The organism is Micromonospora sp. WMMA1976 (assembly GCF_027497335.1).
Classification (GTDB): domain Bacteria; phylum Actinomycetota; class Actinomycetes; order Mycobacteriales; family Micromonosporaceae; genus Micromonospora; species Micromonospora aurantiaca.
This window is the reverse complement of record NZ_CP114912.1, coordinates 2,568,509-2,587,766: the sequence shown is the minus strand read 5'-3', so window position 1 is coordinate 2,587,766 and position 19,258 is coordinate 2,568,509. Positions and strand designations below refer to the sequence as shown.

The following is a 19,258-nucleotide window of genomic DNA, read 5'->3' as shown; positions in this document are numbered from 1 at the left end:
GCGCGAGTGTACGGGGACGCGGGACCGTCACGACGGCCGCTAAACCGGCTCTGAGCTGCGGTGATGCCGACTGTGCAGCGGATGGTCAGGTGCCGGCCGGTGAACGTTCACCGGCCGTGCACCGAACGGGCGGGTCAGGCCGTACCGGAGGAGACCAGCGGGGCCGGGGCGACCGGCTGCCGGCTGTCGTTGCGGTTGGGCAGCGACAGGCGGATGACCTTCCACCAGGCGGAGGCGACCTGCTTGGGCAGCGGGCCGGTGGTGTAGTGCAGGCCGTACCTGTCGAACAGCGCCCGTACCTGCGGCGCGATCTCCTGGTAGCGGTTGCTGGGCAGGTCGGGGAAGAGGTGGTGCTCGATCTGGTACGACAGGTTGCCGGTCATGATGTGCAGCAGCCGGCTGCCGCTGATGTTTGCCGAGCCGAGCATCTGCCGCAGGTACCACTCACCGCGGGTCTCGCCGTCGATGGAGGTCTTCTCGAACGTCTCCACGCCGTTGGGGAAGTGCCCGCACATGATCACCGAGTGGCTCCACACGTTGCGAAGCAGGTTCGCGGTGAACGTGGCGGCGAGCGTGGACAGGAACGACGGGCCGGACAGCAGCGGGTGCACCACGTAGTCCTTGAGCACCTGGCGACGGATCTTGCGCCCGACGGCCTTCGCCTTGGCCCGGAACTTCGGGTCCTTCAGCTTGCGCTGCTTGAGGTGGTCGCCGAGCTCCATGTCGTACGCGGCGATGCCGTACTCGAAGAACATGGCGTTGATCAGGTTCCAGAGCGGCTGCCCGAGGTGCATCGGGTGCCACGGCTGGTCCTCGTCGACGCGCATGATGCCGTACCCGAGGTCGTTGTCCTTGCCGACCACGTTGGTGTAGCGGTGGTGCAGCTCGTTGTGCGACTGCTTCCACTGGTCGGCCGGGGAGACGTGGTCCCACTCCCAGGTGGTGGAGTGGATCTTCGGATCACGCATCCAGTCCCACTGGCCGTGCAGGACGTTGTGCCCGATCTCCATGTTCTCCAGGATCTTGGCGACCGTGAGCCCGGCCGTGCCGACGATCCAGGCCGGCGGGAACAGCGAGAACAGCAGCACCGCACGGCTGCTCATCTCCAGTGTCCGCTGGGTCTTGACCACCTTGCGGATGTAGCGGGCGTCCCGCTCCCCCCGGTCAGCGAGGACCCGGTCCCGGATCGCGTCCAGTTCCTTGCCGATGATCTCGATGTCCTCGGCGCTCAGGTGGGCGATCGGGTTGACGGCCTTCTTCTGGATGACGGTCACGTGGGTGGCTCCTGTCAGAGATCGATGTCGCAGGTACCGGCGGCGGCCGACACGCACGTCTGGACCAGCACGCCGTCCCCCGGTACGGCAGTGGTGACGTCGCCGTTGCGCAGGTCGCGGACAGCGCCCTGGCGCAGCGGTACGACGCAGCCGAAGCAGATGCCCATCCGGCACCCGGAAGGCATCAGCACTCCGGCGTTCTCCCCCGCGTCGAGCAGTGTGGTGGCGCCGTCGGACTCGACTGTCACGCCCGCCCCGGTGAAGGTCACCGTGCCTCCCTCGCCCGGCGTGATCACCGTCGGGCGGAACCGCTCGGTGTGCAGCCGCTCGACGAGACCGTTCGAGGACCAGTACCCCTCGACCGCGTCGAGCATGCCGATCGGCCCGCACGCCCAGGTCTCCCGGTCGAGGTGATCGGGCACCAGGTCGGCCAGTTCGGCGACGTCGAGCAGTCCGTCGGTGTCGGTGTGCCGCTCGATCAGCCGCAGCGCGCCGCGGTCGGCGAGCGCGCGCAGTTCCGTACCGAAGATGACGTCGTCGCGGGTGGGCGCCGAGTGCACGAGCACCACGTCGGCCCGATCGGCCAGCCCGGAGCGCAGCATCCCCATGACCGGGGTGATGCCGCTGCCGGCGGTGAGGAACAGGACGCGCCCGGGCGTCGCGGCGGGCAGCACGAACTCGCCCTGGGCCTGGTCGAGGTGCACGATCGTGCCGGGCCGGAGCCGGCGTACGAGGTAGTTGCTGACCTTGCCGTCGGGGATCGCCTTCACCGTGACGGAGATCCGGCCGTCGGCGGCGTCCGGCGGCGAGGTGAGCGAGTACGCGCGCCACTGGCGCACCCCGTCGACGTCCACGCCGAGGCGGATGTACTGCCCGGGCGTGTGGCCCTGCCAGGCGCGGCCGGGCTGGATCACCAGCGTGGCGGCGTCGCGGGTCTGCGGGCGGATCGCGACGATCTTGCCGCGCAGCGGGGCGCCCGCGCGCAGGGGCGCGATCAGGTCGAGGTAGTCGTCGGGCAGCACCGGTGTGGTGACCGTTCCGGCCAGCCGCAGCAGCCTGTCCCGGAAGGAGACCTTCTGGGGGCGGCGGGGGGCAGTTGTGGTCATATGACCAGCGTGACCGCCCGATCGCATAACATCTTGACCGGCAAAGGTGAAACAGTCGCAGGTTTTTGTTCGGAGGGAACAACATGACGTCGGAGGCCGGTACGGGGCAGCGCGCCGCGCACCTCAACCTCGACGCCGGGGTGGCGGAGACGCTGCGCGCCCGGCTGCCGATGGTGGCCGAGCGGACGGTCTCCGCGATCACCGCCGAGGTGCCTGACTACTCGGGCGCGCTCACCGGAGCCATGCGGGCGAAGATCGAAAACGCGGTACGCATCGCACTCGGCACGTTCCTCCAGCTCATCGAGGGTACCCAGGCGTTCGACCCGAGCACTCCCCTGGCCCCGGCGCTGGAGGCCGCGTACGCGCTGGGCAGCGGCGAGGCCCGCTCGGGGCGCAGCATGGACGCGCTGCTGGCCGCGTACCGGGTGGGCGCCCGGGTGGCCTGGCGCGAGGTGTCGACCACGACGGTACGCAGCGGGCTGGCCGCCGAGACGGTGGCCGAGTTCGCCGAACTCATGTTCGCCTACATCGACGAGCTGTCTGCGGCGAGCGTAGCCGGGCACGCCGACGAGCTGGCCAGCGCCGGCCGGATGCGCCGCCGCAACCTGGAACGGCTCACCCAGCAGTTGCTGGCGGGCGAGCCGGAGGAGTCGCTGCGGCGCAGCGCGGAGCGCGCCGACTGGCCGCCGCCGCAGACGCTGACAGTGGTGCTGCTGCCCCGCCGGCACCTGCGCGCGGTGCTGGCGCTGCTCAGCCCGTACACGCTGGAGAGCGGGGAGGACCTGCCCGGCGTGAATTCGGTCGAGGATCTGGCCGTCCTGCTGGTGCCGGACATGCACGGCGGCCGGCGCCGCCAGCTCACCCGGCTGCTGCACGGGCACCGGGCGGTGCTCGGCCCGGCCCGGCCCTGGCACCGGGTCGCCGCGTCGTACCAGCGGGCCACCCGGGCGCTCGCGCTCGGCCTCGGCGAGGCGGACGCCGGACCTGTCGACACCGAGCGCCACCTGGCGACGCTGCTGCTCAGCATGGACCCGGAGGCCCTGGCCGACCTGCGCGCGCAGGCGCTCGCGCCGCTGGCCGCGCTGCCCCCGGCCACCGCGCAGCGGCTGGCCGAGACGCTGCGGTCGTGGCTGCTGCACCAGGGACGGCGCGACGACGTGGCGGCCGACCTGTTCGTGCACCCGCAGACCGTCCGCTACCGGATGGGCAAGCTGCGGGAGCTGTTCGGCGACCGCCTGCACGACCCGACGACGGTGCTCGACCTGACCATCGCTCTGGCCGTACCCCCGGAGCCGGAGGGGGCCTGACGCCGCGCCGGGGCGCACGGCCCGGTGCGGCCGGGACCTCCGGCCCTGTCCGCCCGCGACGGCGGCGGGCAGGGTCGGAAGGGGACGAGCAACCAGGAGGGCCGCCATGAACAGCTCATCGACCCACACCGAGCAGGACCCGAGGGTACGGGTGCTGGAGGCGGCCGCCCGGCAGTCCCTGCACGCCCCGTCGGTGTTCAACACGCAGCCCTGGCGCTGGCGGGTCACCGGCGACGCGCTGGAGCTGCGCGCCGACCCGGACCGGCAGCTCGCCCACACCGACCCGGACGGCCGGCTGCTCATGCTGAGCTGCGGGGCCGCCCTGCACCACGCGCGCGTGTCGCTGACGGCGGTCGGCTGGGCGGTCACCGTGGAGCGGCTGCCCGACCCGGCCGACCCGTCGCTGCTGGCCCGGGTGCGTACCACCGGCCCGGCCGACCTGGACGTGCCGGCGGGCCGCCTGGTCGACGCCATTCCGCGCCGCCGCACCGACCGCCGGGCGTACGGGGACCGGCCGGTGCCGGAGGCGGTGCTGGCCCGGCTCGGTGACGCCGTGGAGGCCGAGGGCGCCCATCTGCACGTGGTCCGGCCGGACCAGATGCCGATGCTCGCCGTCTCCACCGGTCGCGCCGCCGACGCGGAGCTGGCCGACCCCGCGTACCGGGAGGAGCTGCACCGCTGGACCCACCGCCCGGAGGGCAGCGGCGACGGCGTGCCCGCCGCCACCGCCGTGCGGCCGTCCCCGCGCCGGGTGCCGCTGCGCGACTACGCCCCCGGCGGGGCGGCCGGGCTCAGCGCGGGCGCGGACTTCGACCGGGGCGCGGCGTACCTGATCCTGTTCGGCGAATCCGACGAGCCGGCGGCCTGGCTGCGCGGCGGCGAGGCGCTGTCGGCGCTGCTGCTCACCGCCACCGCCGAAGGGCTGGCCAGCGCGCCGCTCAGCGACGCCGTGGAGCTGGCCTGGCCGCGCCGGATGATGCGCGACCTGCTGGCCGGCATCGGCGATCCGTACCTGGTGGTGCGCGTCGGCTGGGGCCCGGACGCGGAGCTGCCGCCGGCGCCGCGCCGCGCGCCGGCCGACGTGATCGAGGTGGTGGACCAGCCGCGGTGACCCGACGCGGTCCGGCGGGCCGCCGCCGGCGCGACCGTCGTCGTAGCCTCGACGCGTGGAGAACCTCGACCCGGCCGACGCGTTCGTGGTCTTCGGCGACCAGGACTCCGGGTGCGTCTCCTACGGCGTGGAGTCGGCGGGCCGGCGCTGGTTCGTGAAGCGGGCCGGGACGCCCGCGGCGCGTGAGTCGCTGACCCGCGCGCTGGGCCTGCACGCCGCGGTCCGGCACCCGGCAGTGGTCCGGCCCGAGCTGGTCCTCGACGGCACGGACGGCCCGACGCTGGTGTACCCGTGGTGCGACGGCGTCGTGCTCAACCACGCCACCACCGGCGGCGGCAGCGACCGGAGCGGGCTGGCCCGCTTCCAGCGGCTGCCGGTCGCCGAGGTCCGCGTCGCGCTGGACGTCATCCTCGACGCCCACCTGGCCGTGAGTGCGGCCGGGTACGTCGCGGTCGACCTGTACGACGGATGCTTCCTCTACGACTTCGACGCCCACCGGATGCGGCTGATCGACCTGGACGAGTACCGCCCGGGGCCGTTCGTGCTCGACTCCGATCGGCTGCCCGGTTCCCGTCGTTACCTGTCGCCCGAGGAGCTGACCCGGGGCGCGACGATCGACGAGCGCACCACGGTCCACGCGCTGGGTCGTACGCTGCACCACCTGCTCGACGGCCCGTCCGGCTGGCGGGGCACCGCCGCCGAGCGCGCGGTCGCCGACCGGGCCGGCCGGTCCGATCCGGCTCAGCGGTACGCCACCGTGGCCGCATTGGTTCGCGACTGGCGAGCCGCCTGATTCGCCGGCCTCGTCAGGCCGGGTATCGACGGCACGCTCGCCCTTGTGGGTGACTTTCCGTTACAGCAGCCCGATTCGGCAGCCAATCACAGAGGGTGACAGTAGTTGCCGGGGCCGAATGGGCCGAATTGTCCGCAGCCTGCTCCTGAACAGCGAAGATGCGCGGCGAGCCGATAGTTGGACGCATACCCCTTCGCGCCCTTTGCTCTGCAGCCACATAGGCGGCAGTGGCCGTGAGTCACCGATGCGCCGGTGGCTGCAGAGCAAAGGGCGCGGAGTGAGTTCTGCCGCGAGCGGCGAAGGTTACTTTCGGTGACGGCGGGTCCCGACGGCGGCCGGACCCCGGCACGACCGGACCCCGCACGATCGGGCGCGGTGCAATCAGGCCCGATGCCATCGAGCCCGGCGCACCCAGGGCGTCGCCCGACGCGCCGGGGCGGCGCACCGGGGCGGCGGATCGAGGCGCCGGGGCGGCGCGCCACCTTCGGCGGCAGAGGCGGGGCGCCGCACCGGCGGATCAGCGGGCCGGCAGCGACAATTCCGCATAGTCCACTGTCGGCACAGCCCGGCGCCGAACATATTCACGTCTATCTGTTGACGCGTACGGGATCGACGACAATCATTACTCTCGCTGGATCGACGTACCATGAATGTCGGATCTGGTGGCATTTCTTACCCCTCGACGGGATCGCGCCGGGACTGCGATTCCGCCGGGCGACCATGCCCGGCGCACGGCCCGGCCAATCCTATCGAGTCGCTAGGAATTGTCGCCGCTCGCCCGAGGAGTCCGCCGGTGGACGGGAACGACGACGCTCCCGCACCGAGCCCGCCGAGGCCGGTGCAGAACGGCTCTGAGCTGCCCGAACAGCTCGCCTTGCACGGCGGGCAGCCGGTGCGGCGTACGCCCTGGCCGACGTACGACAAGGGCGCCGTCTTCGTGCACAGCGAGGACGAGGACGCGGCTATTCGCGCCGTCCGCAGCCACCTCTACTTCCGATATGACCATCGGCCGCCTAATGAAACCGAATGCGGGCGGTTCGAGGCCGAGCTGTGTCGTTATTTCGGCACCCGGCACGCGCTGGCCGTTTCCAGCGGTACCGCCGCGCTGGCGCTCGCCCTGATGGGCGCCGGAGTGCCACCGGGCTCATTGGTGGCCTGCCCCGGATTCACTTTCGTCGCCACCCCCAGCGCCATTGTGCTGGCCGGTTGCCGGCCATTCCTGGTCGAGGTGGACGACGACCTGCGGATGGACCTCGACGACCTGCGCCGCCGGTGGCGGCCGGAGATCCGTGCCGTCATGGTCGTCCACATGCGCGGCTTCGCCGCCGACGTCGAAGCGCTGTCCGCGTTCGCCGCCGAGATGGGCGTGCCGCTCATCGAGGACGCGGTGCCGGCGCTCGGCGCCGAACTCAACGGGCGCAAGCTCGGCACGTTCGGGGCCGCCGGAGCGTTCAGCACCCAGTCCGACAAGGCGCTCAACTGCGGTGAGGGCGGCTTCCTCATCACCGACGACAGCACGCTGTTCGCGCGGGCGGTGGCGCTGTCCGGGGCGTACGAGGGACGGCTGCGGCGGCACTTCCCGCACGGCGAGCCGCCGCTGACCGGCCTGGACCTGCCGCTGCTGAGCCTGCGGATGGACGAGATCCGGGCGGCCCTGCTGCGCGCCGAGCTGACCCGGCTGCCGCAGCGGCTCGCCCTGTTCCACCGCAACTACGCCCACGTCAGCGCCGCGCTGTCCGGACTGCCCGGGATCGCGGTGCGGCGGCCGGTCGCGCCCGGGGCGTACCTCGGGGAGGCGTTCGTGTTCCGCGTGCCCGGCGGCGACGCGGGCTGGGGCGACGCGGGCTGGTTCGCCCGCGCGCTGCGGGCGGAGGGGATCGACGCCCGCAACATCGGCGCGGACGACGACCTCAACGTGCGGGCGTTCTGGAACTGGCGGTTCCTGTACGACAGCGCCGACCCGGGCGAGATCCGTGCGACGCTGCCTCGTACCGCACGGCTGCTGACCGAGACCGTCGACGTGCCGCTGTCGTCGAACCTCACGCCCGAGGACTGCGACGACCTGGTCCGCGCGGTCCGCAAGGTGGCCGCCGCCCGTGAGACCGCCCTGGTCGGGTCGTGACCGGCGCGCACACTCCGGCCCGGCCGCTGCCCCGGCTCGCGCTGGCCGGGCTGCTCGGCGGACTGTTCACCGGCTACCTCGGACTGACAGCGGTGATCCCGGTGCTGCCCGGCTTCCTGCGCGAACGGCACGACGCCGGTGACCTCACAGTCGGCGTGGTGGTCACCGTGACCGCGGTGACCGCGCTGCTGGTCCGGCCGGTCGCGGGCGCGCTCGCCGACCGGCACGGCCACCGCACGGTGATGCTGGCCGGGGCGCTCGTGGTGGCCGGCGGCGGCCTGCTCTACCTGGCCCCGCTGAGCGTGCCCGCGCTGGTCGCGGTCCGGCTGCTGCTCGGCGCCGGTGAGGCGGCGCTGTTCACCGCCGGTGCGGTGTGGATCGTGCAGCTCGCCCCGCACGAGCGGCGCGGCCAGCTCATCGGCCTGTACGGAGTGAGCATGTGGGGCGGCATCTCCGCCGGCACGTTCCTCGGCGCCACCGTGCAGCAGGCCGGCTATCCGGCGGTGTGGCTGCTCAGCGCGGTCGCCCCGGCGGCCGGCGCGGCGCTCGTCGCGCTGGTGCCCACGCCGGCGCGTACCGCACCCGCGGCGAAGGGCGCCGGGCTGCTGCTGCGCCCGGCGCTGCTGCCCGGCATCGCGCTCACCTTCGGCGCCGCCGGGTACGCGGGTCTGGCCGCGTTCGTCGTGCTGCACCTGGACGCGCGGGGCATCGGCCACGGCGTGGTGGTGCTGAGCGTCTTCAGCGCCGTGTACGCCGGCACCCGCCTGGTCATCGGGCACCTGCCCGACCGGCTCGGCCCGCGCCGGGTGGCCACCTGGTGCGGGGTGGGCGAGGCGGTCGGCCTGCTGGTCATCGCGGTCGCGCCGAACCTGCCGGTGGCGGTGGCCGGCAGCGTGGTGATGGGCGTCGGGTTCTCCCTGCTGCACCCGTCGCTGGCGCTGATGGTGATGAACCGCACCGACCCGGCGCGGCAGGGCGCAGCGATCGGGGCGTACACCTCGTTCTGGGATCTGGGCCTGGCGATGTGGGGGCCGGCGACCGGCCTGGTCGCGGCCGGTCTCGGTTATCCGGCGGTGTTCGTCGCGGGCGCGGTCGGCGCGGCCGTCGCCGCCGCGATGGCGCTGCGCATCGGCCGGCCGGCGCCCGCGCCCGCTCCGGCGGCGGAGGTACGCGCGGCATGAGCGCACCGGTGACCGTCCTGAGCGTCAACGGCTGGTGCCGCAACGGCAGCACCATCATCGGCAACGTGCTCGGCGAGGCACCCGGTGTGGTGCACGTCGGTGAGCTGCACTTCCTGTGGAAGAACTCGACCGGGCGCGGCGTGAACGACAGGTGCGGCTGCGGCGCCGCGCTGACCGCGTGTCCGCTGTGGTCGGCGGTGCTGCCGCTGGGCCGTCCGGCCGGGATGTCGGCGGACACGCACGCCGCCGAGGTGATCCGCCGGCAGCGGGCCCGGCTGCGGACCCGGCACACGTGGCGGGTGCTGCGCCGGGGCGCGTACGACGCGGACACCCGGGCGCACGCCGACCTGCTCGGCGCGGTCTACCGGGAGGTGGCCGCGCGCACCGGCGCCCGCGTCATCGTGGACAGCACCAAGATCCCCGGCGAGTCGGCGTTGCTGCCGCACGTGCCGGGCGTCGAGGCGTACTGGCTGCACCTGGTGCGCGACCCGCGTGCGGTGGCGCACTCGTGGCGGGAGCCGAAGGAGTACGTCTACGCGATGTCGGCGGCGCGCAGCACCGCGTACTGGCACGGGTTCAACCTCGCGTCGGCGGCCATAAACAGGCGTCACCCGGACCGGTCGGCGTTCCTGCGCTACGAGGACTTCACCGCCGACCCGGCCGGCACGATCGGTGACCTGCTGAAACTGGTGGGCGTCGACCCGGCGGCCAACCCGGTACGGGACCGGAGCGTCGAGCTGCGCGGCAACCACACGGTCACCGGCAACCCGGACCGCTTCCGGACCGGCCGGACCGTCATCCGGGACCGCGACGACGGGTGGCGGCGCACGCTGACCGGCCGGCAACGGCTCGCAGTGGCGGCGCTGGCCTGGCCGCTGTCCACCCGGTACGGCTACCGGTCCGGCGGGCCGGCCGGCGACCCGGCGTACCCCGGCGCGGCGGCCCGCGTCGGCGAGACGGAGAGGTGAGGACGTGGATCTGGGGCTCAAGGGCCGGGTGGCGCTCGTCGCCGGCGGCACCAGCGGCATCGGGCTGGCCTGTGCGAAGGAGTTCGCCGCGGAGGGCGCCCACGTGGCGGTCTGCGGGCGTGACCCGCAGCGGCTCGCCGCCGCCGAGCGGGAGCTGACGGCGGTGGCGTCCGGCCGGGTCAGCGCGACCGGCGTGGACCTCACCGACACCGGCGCCGCCGCCCGCTGGGTGGACCGGGTCGCCGCCGAACTGGGCGGCGTGGACGTGCTGCTGGTCAGCGGCGGCAGCCCGCCGGTCGGCACCGCCACCGGCTTCGACGCCGACGACTACCGGTCGGCTGTCGACCGGGTGCTCCTGCCGGCGGTCGCGGTGTCGCTCGCCGCGCTGCCGCACATGCGCGCCGCGGGCTGGGGCCGCCTGCTGCTGGTGGCCTCCGAGACCGCCTGCGTGCCGATCGGCCCGCTCGTGCTGTCCGGGGTGACCCGGGCGGCGCTGGTCCGCTTCGCGCAGGGCCTCGCCGTCGACGTGGGCCGCGACGGCATCACCGTCAACGTGCTCGCGCCCGGCGGGGTGCGGACGCCGCCGATGGAACGCGCCGCGGCCCGGCTCGCCGGCACCGACGGCGACGTCGAGGCGCGGCTGGCCGCGATGGGCCACCACAGCGCCGTCGGCCGGCTGGCCCGGCCCGAGGAGGTGGCCGCGGTGGCCGCGTTCCTGGCCGGCGAACGCGCGTCGTACGTGACCGCCGGGGTGCACCTGATCGACGGCGGCGCCTCCGCCACCGGCCCCGACCTCCCCCACCTCACCGGCGTCCGCAAGGACACCTACGCCTGACCCACCGACCGCCGCACAAGGGAGTGCCCATGTCCACGACCAGCCGGTTCACCGAGCGGGACGTCTCCGAGTTCTTCGACCAGACCACGCAGACGTACCTCAGTTTCTGGGACAGCGAGGGCGTGCTGCACACCGGCTACTTCGCCGGGGAGGACGACACCGACTACCACGCGGCGGCCGACCGGACCTCCGACATCCTCGCCGCCGACGCCGGGATCGACGCCTCGGCGAACGTGCTCGACGTGGGCTGCGGCTGCGGCAACTTCCTGCTGCGCCTGGCCGAGCGCACCGGCTGCCGGGGCGAAGGGCTGGACCTGAGCATCGAGCGGGTGCGCTTCGCCGAGCAGCGGCGCGCCGAGCGGGGCCCCTCGCTCCCGGTGTCGTTCCGGCACGGCTCGGCCACCGCCCTGCCGTACGACGACGGCACGTTCACGCACGTGGTCAGCCAGGACGCGCTGTTCCTGGTGCCGGACAAGTCGCGCAGCCACGCCGAGATGTTCCGGGTGCTCGCCCCCGGCGGGGTGCTCGCGGTGTCCGACTTCCTCCAGCCCACCGAGCGGATCGGCGAGGCGGCCCGCAGGCACGTCTACGACCGGGTGCGCTGGAACGACGGCTACTCGCTCGACGGCTACCGCCGGGCGCTAAGCGAGGCCGGGTTCGTGGACGTGGTCGCGCGCAGTCTCGACGCGCACATCAGGCAGACGTACCGGGTGCTGGGCCGCACCGCCCGGGAGCGTGCGGAGACGACGGCGGACGAGGCGGCGCGGACCTGGATCCTCGGCTTCGCCGACTCGTGCGACGAGATCCAGGCGGCGATCGACAGGGGCGAGTTCGGCTGGGGCATGTTCGTCGCCCGCAAGCCGGCCTGAGGGAGGGACAGCAGATGTCGCAGCGCACCGACACCGTGAAGCGGACGATCGCCGAGGTGGTCGCCGAGCGGAGGACGCAGATGTCGCCCGGCGCGACGTTCGTCGAGGCGTTCACCAAGGACGGCTTCGACACCAGCGTCGACTACGACGTCACGATCACCGATTCCCTCACCAGTTCCCGGCGCAAGCCCCGCTACCCGTCGCGGAACATGCTCAAGGTGGTGGACCTGTCCCGGGATCCGCAGGACTTCTACTGGCACGAGAGCCCGCCCCGGCCGGACGACCCGGCGGTGGACGGCGCCGACCTGCGCCGGGAGGCGGCGAACCACTTCCACCGCTCCCCCATTCCGCCGCTGCTCACCACCACCGCCTGGGTGCAGGTGCCGGACACGCTGTGGGAGGACCCGGTCAGCTTCGCGCAGTTCATCGACTACCGGCTGGTGGTGCGGCTGGCGACGGCGGAGAACCACACGATCCTGCGCGGTGAGGGCGGGCTGCTGACCATGCCGGACCTGGGCCGGCTCACCGACCCGGGACCGTTCGCGTCCACCGTCCTGGCCGCGTGCAACGAGGTCGAGCAGATGGGCAGCACCGCCGACGGGCTGATCATCAACCCGGCCGACTACTACCGGCTGCTGGGCAGCGGCTCGCTGATGCGCGACGTGGAGGACAACGGCGTGTTCATCGTGCGTACCCGGCTGGTCGACCCGGGCACCGCGATCGTCGGGGACTTCGGCCACGGCGCGCTGCTGTTCGACGCCGGCCGGTCCACCATCGCGTTCGCCGAGCCGCCGCCGGGCACGTTCGCCGAACCCGGGGTGGCGCTACGCGCCGAGATCTGGGAGCGGGTCGTGGTGAACCTGCCCACCTGCTTCTTCGTCGTCACGCTCTGACCGGCGGCGACCGATGACGACGCCGGGCCGTACCGACCCCGACGTGCTGGTGGTCGGCGCGGGCGTGGTGGGCCTGTGCTGCGCCTGGTTCCTGCGCCGCGCCGGGCTCAGCGTGACGGTGGTGGACCGGGGCGAGGTCGGTGACCCGGCGGCCTGCTCGGCCGGGAACACCGGTTTCGTCGGCACCCAGGGCTCGGCGCCGCTGGCCGAGCCGGGGGTGCCGGCCACCGGGATCCGCTGGCTGTTCAGCCCGCAGAGCCCGTTCGCGGTCCGGCCCCGGCTGGACGGCGCGCTGCTGGCCTGGCTGTGGCACTTCCGCCGGCACTGCACCGAACGGCACGCCCGCGCCGGCTTCGAGACGCTGCTCGCGCTCAAGCAGCGCAGCCTCACGCTGCTGCGCGAGATCTGCGCCGAGGACGAGCTGGCCGGGACGCTCACCGAACGCGGCATGATCCTGGCCTGCCACACCGAGCAGGGGTACGCGAAGGCACGCCGGACGATCCCGGCGGCCACCGCGCGCGGCGTGCCGCTGCGGGAGCTGGACCGGGCCGAGCTGGCCCGGCTGGAACCCGGTGTCGACTTCGCGGTGGCCGGGACGCTGCTCAACGAGGAGGGCGCCGCGCTGCGCATCCCGGCGTTCCTGGTGGCGCTCGCGGCGGCGCTGCGGGCGCGGGGCGTGGACGTCGTCACCGGGGCGGAGGTACGCGGCTTCGAGGTGACCGGGCGACGGGTACGCGCGGTGCGCACCAGCAGGGGCGAGCTGCGCCCGGCCGAGGTGGTGATCGCCGCCGGGGTGTGGTCGGCGACCTGCGCCCGGATGCTCGGCGTCGGGCTGACGCTGCAACCGGCGAAGGGCTACACCGTCACGCTACCCGCCGGCCCGGGGACACCCACCCGGCCGGTGCTGCTCAGCGAGGGCAAGGTCGCGGTCATGCCGCTGGGTGACCGGGTACGCGTCGGCGGCACGCTGGAACTGTCCGGGCTGGACACGTCGATCTCGCCGCGCCGCGTCGACGGGATCCTGCACACCGCACGGCGGTACCTGCCGGCACTGGACACCGGCCGGCGGCTGGACGTGTGGAGCGGACTGCGGCCGTGCACCCCGGACAGCCTTCCGCTGATCGGGCGGGCCGGCGCCTACGACAACGTCAGCGTGGCCACCGGGCACGGGCACATCGGGATGGGCCTGGCACCGGCCGGTGGGCAACTGCTCGCCCAGCTCGTCTCCGGCGCCGAGCCGGACCTGCCGCTGGACACGTTCGCGGTGGACCGCTTCCGGAAGGGGATCTCGTGAACGACCGGCCGGAGATCGGCGTGCTCTGCCTCGACACCAGCTTCGACAAGATCCCCGGGCACATCCGCAACCCGGACACGTTCGACTTCCCGGTGCGCTACCGGGTGGTGGAGGGCGCCACCCCGCAGCGGCTGGTCCGCGAGGCCGACCCGACGCTGCTGCGACCGTTCGTCGACGCGGCCCGCGACCTGGAGGCGGCCGGGGTCGCCGGGATCACCGGCGCGTGCGGGTTCCTCGTGCTGTTCCAGGCCGAACTCGCCACCGCCGTACGCGTCCCGCTGTGGTCGTCGAGCCTGGTGCAACTGCCGATGGTGCACCGGATGGTCGGGCGCCCGGTCGGGCTGCTGGTCGCCGACGAGGCGGCGCTGACCCCGCGTCACCTGGCCGCGATCGGCGCGGCCGACGTGCCGGTGGCGGTCACCGGCATGGCCGGGCAGCCGGAGTTCCGCGAGGTGATGCTGGAGGGCCGGCGCGACGCCCTGGACGTCGAGCGGCTGGCGGCCGAGGTGGACGAGCGGGTCGACGCGCTGGCCGCCGCGCACCCGGATCTGGGGGCGCTGGTCGTCGAGTGCACGGACCTGGTGCCGTTCGCCCACCGGATCCAGGCGCGGCTGGGTGTGCCGGTGTTCGACATCGTCACGTTGACGACGATGGCGTACGCGAGCCTCACCCGGGGGCCGTACCACCGGAAACAGCGCGGACCGCAATGAGGAGCTGTCGGAGAACTGCGCCGGAAACCGCCGGTTTCGTACCCGGCCGGGGCGCAACGACAACGGATGCGCCGCTGACGTGCGGCACTTCCGCCGATTGGTCAATAATTGCGGCCGGAAGAAGTGGGCAAACGGCTGGAACAACTGTTCCGTGGGCGAGCTCCCAGGCTCCCGAATCGACGCAGGGTGAACCGGCGGTGGCAGTTTCGGTGAACGGTCACCGCGGTCAGCCGCACCAGTCGTAACCGGGCGCGCGGCGGGTGCGGTGCGCCCGCAACGGGACGCCGGAGGTGACGGCGAGCACCGCCCGCCGCGCGGTCGCCTCGATCCGCCGGCTGTCCGCCCCGGTGAGGCCGATCTGGTTGAGCAGACACCGCAGCGGGGTGGTCAGCTCGTCCGGTCCGCCGGCCACCGGGACGATCCCCGACCGGCGCAGCACCGCGGTCCACCGCGCCACCCAGCCGCGCCCCTCGGCGAGCAGCCCGGCCACGCCGCGCAGCCGCGCCGGCACCCCGGGTTGCGGCGACCGCAGCCACTCCACGCAGTGCGGACAGGCGTCCGTCCCGGCCGGCGTGACGCGCGCCGAGCCGGGGTACGCGGCGGCGACCCCGGCGCACAGGAACGTGGCGAGGGCGAGATCGCAGCCCGTCCGGATCCGCGCCGGGCGGGTGGCGGTCGCCGCGATGATCTCCAGGGCGAGCGCACTGGACTGCTCCCGCAGGTCGGTGTGGCGTACCGGCAGCGCGCCGGGCTCGGGGCACACGGTCACCGGCCGGCCGGCGCTGCGGCCGGCGAGCACGAGACCGGCCAGCCGGGCCCGGACCACGCCGGGGTCGGTGCAGCGGCCGTGCACGTGCACGTCGGCGGAACCGCGCCGGTCGTAATACCAGCCGGTAACCTCACCGCTTCGGTGCAAGCCCGAAAAGAGCGGACCGATACCCCTCGTCAGAAAGGAGTCGGCATGGGTCGAACGGCCCGGTAACGGACAGTGCAACAGCACCCAGTCACCGGTTTCCTGACCTCGTTTGCGCATGGGCGAACCCTTTCCGCGAAACACCGCGACCAGTGTCGATCGCCGGCCCGTCGTCGACAGTGGGGGAAACCCCACATTGCATCGGGGCGTTAGGGTTCGTGGCGTCAACAACCGTCGATTACGCCGGTATCCGGCGCAACGGTGCACCCGCCCGGCGCCGTGCCGAGCGACGGCACATCATGGACGGCAACGCCCGGGCGGAGCAGGCCGGGGTCGGGCGCCCGCCCGGCGCACGTCCCGAAAGGATGCAGGTGTCCGATGGCGAGCCTCGACGACGACCCGGAGGGAGCCGAACCGGCGTCGTTCGTGGGCCGGGCACCCCTGCTGGCGGCGGCCCGCCGGGCCGTCACCGCGGCGGCCGACGGCACGTCCACCGTCCTTGAACTGCCCGGCGCGCCGGGGATCGGGAAGACGGCGCTGCTCGAACGCTGCGGACGCCTCGCCCGCGCCGCTGGACTGAACGTGCTGTCCGCGGTCGGGCGCGCCCCCGCGACGTACGCGATGCTCGCCCCGCTCTGGCGCTCCCACGACGGCGCGCGCGGCCGGCGTGACCCGAGGTCACGGCTGCTCGCGGCGCTCGCCGCCGGGCACAGCCGGCAGGGCGGCCCGATGCTGCTGGTCGACGACGCGCACCTGGCCGACGCGTCCTCACTGGAGCTGATCGGCGAGCTGGTCCGCAATCCGCCGGCCGGGCTGGTCCTCGTGCTGGCGTACCGGCTGGCCCGGATGTCGGCCCCGCTGGCCGCGGCCCTGGCGGTGACCAGCGGCCGGCACGAACGCCTGGAGGTGCCGCCGCTGTCGGTGGTCGAGGTCGGGCGGATGCTGGCCCAGCCGTGCCACCGCGCGGAGCGCATCCACGCGCTGGGCGGGGGCAACCCGCTGTACAGCCAGGCGTACCGGCACCTCGACGACGACTGCCTGGACCCGAGCCGGCACCAGCCCGTCGACCTGGCCGAGGCGCTGCCGCCCGAGGTGGTGCGGGTGCTCGCGCCGGAACTGGCGCTGCCGCCGACGGAACGGGCCGTGGCCGAGGCCGCCGCGGTGCTCGGAGTGAGCTTCGACCCGACGCTGATCGCCGCCATGTGCGAGCTGGACCCGCAGGACTGCCAGGACCTGACCGACCGGCTCGTCGCCCGCGAGGTGCTGCGCGCCGATCTGCACGAGGAGCCGGCGCTGCGGTTCCGGCACCCGGTGCTGTGCGCCGCGGTCTACCAGCAGGTGCCGCCGGGACGCCGCCGCACGCTGCACGCCACCGCCGCCCGGGTGCTGCGCGAGCTGGGCCATCCCGCGCCCGCCTACGCCGACCACCTGGCCCGATCGGCCCGCCCGGGCGACACGGACGCCGCCCGTACGCTGCTCTCCGCCGCCGGTCATCCGTTCGTGCCGGCGGCGGACACCGTGCGCTGGCTGTCGGTGGCCGCGCGTCTGGCCCCGTCGGCGTCGGCGCGCTCCGGGCTGCCCCCGGCCGAAGGGCTGCACCTGGCCGACGCGCTGGTGCGCGCCGGCCGGGTTGCCGACGGGCGGGGGGTGCTCCAGGACGTCGCGGCCCGGTCGGACGGGGACGTGCGGGCGGAGGCGGTCCTGGCCCAGGCCCGGGTGGAACGGCTGCGCGGGCAGAGCCGCCTCGGGTACACGCTGCTGCGTGACCTGATGCCGGAGCCGCACACCGCGCCGCTGCCCGGACGGCTGACCGCGGCCGTCGCCGCGGAACTGGCGATCTGCGGGGCGCTGGCCGGTGAGCGGGAGGCGGCCCGCTACGCCGCGCTGGCCCGGCGGACCGGCGGGGCGGCCGGCCGCCCGGTGGAGGCGGCGTGGTTCGGGGTGGTCTCGGCGTTCGCCGCCTGCTACGTGCCGAGCACAGTGGACGTGACGGCGACAGTGGCCGACGCCACGGCGGCCGCCGACGCCTCGACCGACGCCGAGCTGAGCACCCACCTGGACGTGCTGGCGCTGCTCGGCTGGGTGGAGTTGCTCCAGGGCCGCGAGACGCGCGCGATCCGGCACTTCGACCGGGCCCTGCGCATCGCCACCACCGCCCGCAACGATGTGCTGGTGCCGTATCTGCGCAGCGGGCGGTCCTGCGCCGCCCGCCAGCTCGGCCTGCTGGACCAGGCGCGCGCGGACGCCGTCGAGGCCGAGCGGTACGCCGACCGGCTCGAGCTGGACACCATGCACCGGTTCGCGCGCATCATGCGGACCGCCGTCGTGTACTGGCAGGACGGGCCGGCCGCGGCGCTGCGCCTGGCCGAGCCGGTCGTGCGCAGTTCGGCCGACGACTGGTTCGGCTCGGTCGTCCAGCGCATCCACGCGCAGATGCGCGACGAGTGCGCCGACCGCGCCAACACGCTGACGTTGCTGATCCGGGCCTGCGGCGGGACGACGCTGCGCGCGGTGGACGTGTGCCACCGGCCCTACTGGGCCGCGACGCTGTCCGGCGCGGCCCGGCGGCGGGGCGACGTCGAGGAGGCCCGGCGCTGGGTGCAACAGGCCGAACGGCACGCGGGCGCGTGTGACCTGCCGGGGCAGCAGGCGCACGTGGCGCTGGCCCGGGCGCGGATCGCGATGGCCACCGACCTGCCCGCCGCGGCGGCCGGCGCGGCCGGCGCCGCCGAGGCGTTCGCCCAGCTCGGCTGGCCGCTGGAGGAGGCCGCCGCGCGTCTGGTGCACGCCAAGGCGCTGGACGGGCTGCACGACTGGCAGGCCGCCGAGGCGAGCCTGGCCCAGGTGCGCCGCATCGCCGAGGCGTGCGGCGCCCGGATCCTGCACCGGGCCTCGATCAGCGCGCAGAGCCGGTTGCTGGGCCGGGCCGGTCGTGCCGGCCGGCGGACCTCCGGGCCACCGGCCGACATGCCGACGCTGACCCGCCGGGAACGGGAGATCGTCCAGCTCATCGCGACCGGCATGAGCAACAGCGAGGCGGCGGAGCGGCTCTACGTCACGGTCAAGACCGTCGAGGCACACCTGACCCGCATCTTCCGTAAGGTCGGGGTGCCGTCACGCTCCGCGCTCATCGCCTCGATGATGGACCCCGGCACCGACGAGTATTGAGTCTCTGTGCTGGGGTCCGGCGATTCCGCGTTCGCCGCTTGGTGTATTGCGTCTTCTGTTCCGCTACGATGTGTCAACCGTGCTTCGACGCAAGCCGCGCACCCTACCTCCGACGCCCGGGCCGCGCCACCGCGGGACCAGAAACTCTGGACCGCAGGTGCCCGAAGAAGGCATGACATGAACGAATACATCGTCACCATCGTCCCCGTCGTCGACGACAGCTTCGCCAGTCCGGCGGTGCAGACGCGGGTCCGCCTCGAACTCGAGGGCGGCCGTCCGACGGTCAAGGAGGTCGTGATCCAGCCGGTCGAGGGCGCGGAGATGCGCGGCGGCGAGCTTCCGTACGTCAATCTCGAACTGCTGCTGTCCGCGTTCATCCCGGGTGCCGCCGGGGACCGGCCGGGCGTGTCGGTGACCGGTGGCGCCCTCCCCCGGGTCAGCACCGGCGCGGCCGAGCCGGCGCGTGCCGAACCGGCGAGCCCGACGGCCGGGCGGTCCCGCAAGGGCGGGCTGAGCCGCAAGCCGTCCGCGACCGCCCGGATCCAGGCCGGGCGGGCGTACCGGCGGGCGCCGCAGGACGACGAGCTGGAGGCCGTCTACCGGCAGACCGGCACGATCGCCGGGGTGGCCGGGCACTTCGGAGTCCCCGCGCACACCGCGCAGGGCTGGATCACCCGGTTGCGCCGCAAGCACTCCGCGGCCACCGACAGCTGA

The 19,258-nt window shown here is 74.0% G+C and carries 16 protein-coding genes; 13 read left to right on the top strand and 3 right to left on the bottom strand.

The window, feature by feature from the left end:
* Positions 1-134 precede the first annotated feature (134 nt).
* Both O7546_RS11855 and O7546_RS11850 read right to left on the bottom strand, forming a co-directional pair.
* Positions 135-1,274, bottom strand: a complete 1,140-nt coding sequence (locus tag O7546_RS11855) for an acyl-CoA desaturase (protein ID WP_281600913.1) — start codon at positions 1,272-1,274, stop codon at positions 135-137.
* A gap of 14 nt (positions 1,275-1,288) precedes the next feature.
* A complete protein-coding gene (locus tag O7546_RS11850; RefSeq protein ID WP_281600912.1) occupies positions 1,289-2,380 on the bottom strand; it encodes a ferredoxin reductase in 1,092 nt (363 codons plus the stop codon).
* Positions 2,381-2,463: 83 nt separating this feature from the next.
* Between O7546_RS11850 and O7546_RS11845 the strand changes: the two genes are divergently transcribed.
* The 11 genes from O7546_RS11845 to O7546_RS11795 all read left to right on the top strand — a co-directional run bounded on the left by O7546_RS11845 (position 2,464) and on the right by O7546_RS11795 (position 14,463).
* Positions 2,464-3,687 carry a helix-turn-helix domain-containing protein gene (locus O7546_RS11845; protein WP_194800097.1) on the top strand — a complete coding sequence of 408 codons (1,224 nt, stop codon included), beginning with the start codon at positions 2,464-2,466 and terminating at the stop codon, positions 3,685-3,687.
* A gap of 106 nt (positions 3,688-3,793) precedes the next feature.
* Positions 3,794-4,798, top strand: coding sequence for a nitroreductase (locus O7546_RS11840; protein WP_194800096.1), 1,005 nt, complete (start codon positions 3,794-3,796; stop codon positions 4,796-4,798).
* A 55-nt stretch (positions 4,799-4,853) separates the two neighbouring features.
* Complete coding sequence (locus O7546_RS11835) at positions 4,854-5,591, top strand: serine/threonine protein kinase (protein ID WP_194800095.1); 738 nt, start codon at positions 4,854-4,856, stop codon at positions 5,589-5,591.
* 793 nt (positions 5,592-6,384) lie between these two features.
* The gene (locus O7546_RS11830; RefSeq protein ID WP_194800094.1) at positions 6,385-7,713 is read left to right on the top strand and encodes an aminotransferase class I/II-fold pyridoxal phosphate-dependent enzyme; all 1,329 of its coding nucleotides are present in this window, start codon (positions 6,385-6,387) and stop codon (positions 7,711-7,713) included.
* Positions 7,710-8,894 carry an MFS transporter gene (locus O7546_RS11825; protein WP_281600911.1) on the top strand — a complete coding sequence of 395 codons (1,185 nt, stop codon included), beginning with the start codon at positions 7,710-7,712 and terminating at the stop codon, positions 8,892-8,894. Before O7546_RS11830 ends, O7546_RS11825 begins: the two co-directional genes overlap by 4 nt.
* A complete protein-coding gene (locus O7546_RS11820; RefSeq protein ID WP_281600910.1) occupies positions 8,891-9,862 on the top strand; it encodes a sulfotransferase in 972 nt (323 codons plus the stop codon). The genes O7546_RS11825 and O7546_RS11820 overlap by 4 nt, the downstream gene beginning before the upstream one ends.
* Positions 9,863-9,866: 4 nt before the next feature.
* Positions 9,867-10,697 (top strand): SDR family oxidoreductase, encoded by an 831-nt coding sequence (locus tag O7546_RS11815; RefSeq protein WP_269696782.1) that lies wholly within the window; start codon positions 9,867-9,869, stop codon positions 10,695-10,697.
* A gap of 29 nt (positions 10,698-10,726) precedes the next feature.
* The gene (locus O7546_RS11810) at positions 10,727-11,566 is read left to right on the top strand and encodes a class I SAM-dependent methyltransferase (RefSeq protein ID WP_281600909.1); all 840 of its coding nucleotides are present in this window, start codon (positions 10,727-10,729) and stop codon (positions 11,564-11,566) included.
* Between the two features lie 14 nt (positions 11,567-11,580).
* Positions 11,581-12,459 (top strand): family 3 encapsulin nanocompartment shell protein, encoded by an 879-nt coding sequence (locus tag O7546_RS11805; RefSeq protein ID WP_194800089.1) that lies wholly within the window; start codon positions 11,581-11,583, stop codon positions 12,457-12,459.
* A 13-nt stretch (positions 12,460-12,472) separates the two neighbouring features.
* Positions 12,473-13,753 carry an FAD-dependent oxidoreductase gene (locus O7546_RS11800; protein WP_269696780.1) on the top strand — a complete coding sequence of 427 codons (1,281 nt, stop codon included), beginning with the start codon at positions 12,473-12,475 and terminating at the stop codon, positions 13,751-13,753.
* Positions 13,750-14,463, top strand: a complete 714-nt coding sequence (locus tag O7546_RS11795) for an aspartate/glutamate racemase family protein (protein WP_194800087.1) — start codon at positions 13,750-13,752, stop codon at positions 14,461-14,463. The genes O7546_RS11800 and O7546_RS11795 overlap by 4 nt, the downstream gene beginning before the upstream one ends.
* A gap of 226 nt (positions 14,464-14,689) precedes the next feature.
* Here the strand turns inward: O7546_RS11795 and O7546_RS11790 are convergent, their stop codons facing one another.
* Positions 14,690-15,322: a hypothetical protein gene (locus O7546_RS11790; protein ID WP_194800086.1), complete on the bottom strand. Its 633-nt coding sequence runs from the start codon at positions 15,320-15,322 to the stop codon at positions 14,690-14,692.
* Between the two features lie 432 nt (positions 15,323-15,754).
* Between O7546_RS11790 and O7546_RS11785 the strand changes: the two genes are divergently transcribed.
* Positions 15,755-18,544, top strand: a complete 2,790-nt coding sequence (locus O7546_RS11785; RefSeq protein ID WP_194800085.1) for a LuxR C-terminal-related transcriptional regulator — start codon at positions 15,755-15,757, stop codon at positions 18,542-18,544.
* Positions 18,545-18,721: 177 nt separating this feature from the next.
* Positions 18,722-19,258 carry a hypothetical protein gene (locus O7546_RS11780; protein WP_194800084.1) on the top strand — a complete coding sequence of 179 codons (537 nt, stop codon included), beginning with the start codon at positions 18,722-18,724 and terminating at the stop codon, positions 19,256-19,258.